At 69.5% G+C, this 897-nt stretch carries 2 protein-coding genes; both read left to right on the plus strand.

The annotated features are described in order from the left end of the window. A partial coding sequence (locus G3N93_RS40970) for a phosphatidylglycerophosphatase A (RefSeq protein ID WP_206135630.1) occupies nucleotides 1-533 on the plus strand: 533 nt, incomplete at its 5' end. Between the two features lie 31 nt (nucleotides 534-564). Continuing rightward, nucleotides 565-897 (plus strand): CinA family protein (locus tag G3N93_RS40975; RefSeq protein ID WP_206135631.1); only part of this gene is annotated, 333 nt, incomplete at its 3' end.

Raw genomic sequence — 897 nt, forward strand, 5'->3', positions numbered from 1 at the left:
CCGCGCAGGCCGCGGCCGAGCCCGGCGCAGTATCCGGCGGCAACGCGCCGCGGCGCGCGACCGCGCGCTTCATGCTGTCGCACCCGGCGCACATCGTGTCGCTCGGCTTCGGCAGCGGGCTCGCGCCGATCATGCCCGGCACGTTCGGCTCGCTGTTCGGCTGGCTCTCGTTCGTCGTGCTCAACCGCTACCTGACGGTGCCCGAATGGTGGGCGCTGATCGCGGTCGGCTTCGTGGCGGGCACGTGGCTCACCGGTTTCACCGCGAGGAAGATGGGCTCGGCCGATCCGGGCGCCGTCGTCTGGGACGAGATCGTCGCGATCTGGCTCGTGATGCTGTTCGTCACGCCCGCGACCTTCATCGGCCAGCTGTGGGCGTTCGTCGCGTTCCGCTTCTTCGACATGCTCAAGCCGCCGCCGATCCGCTATTTCGACCGCCGCCTGAAAGGCGGGCTCGGCATCATGGTCGACGACCTGGTCGCCGCGTTCATGACGCTGCTCGTGATCGCCCTGTGGCGCTCCGTCGTCGGCTGACCGATTTCCCGACTCCCGTTTCCCGACGCGCATGCCAACCGATTCCGTCGTCCATCAGCTTGCGATCCGCGCAGGCAACAAGTTGCGTGACGAGCACCTGGCGCTCGCCACCGCCGAATCCTGCACCGGCGGCATGATCGCCGCCGCGATCACCGACATCTCCGGCAGCAGCCAATGGTTCGAGCGCGGCTTCGTCACGTACTCGAACCAGGCCAAGATCGAGATGATCGGCGTGCCGCCCGATCTGATCGACAAGCACGGCGCCGTCAGCGAGCCCGTCGCGCGCGCGATGGCCGAAGGCGCGCTGCGCAACAGCCGCGCGCAGGTCGCGCTGTCCGTCACCGGCATCGCCGGCCCGGCCGGC

The organism is Burkholderia sp. Se-20378, from assembly GCF_017104665.1.
Classification (GTDB): Bacteria; Pseudomonadota; Gammaproteobacteria; order Burkholderiales; family Burkholderiaceae; genus Burkholderia; species Burkholderia lata.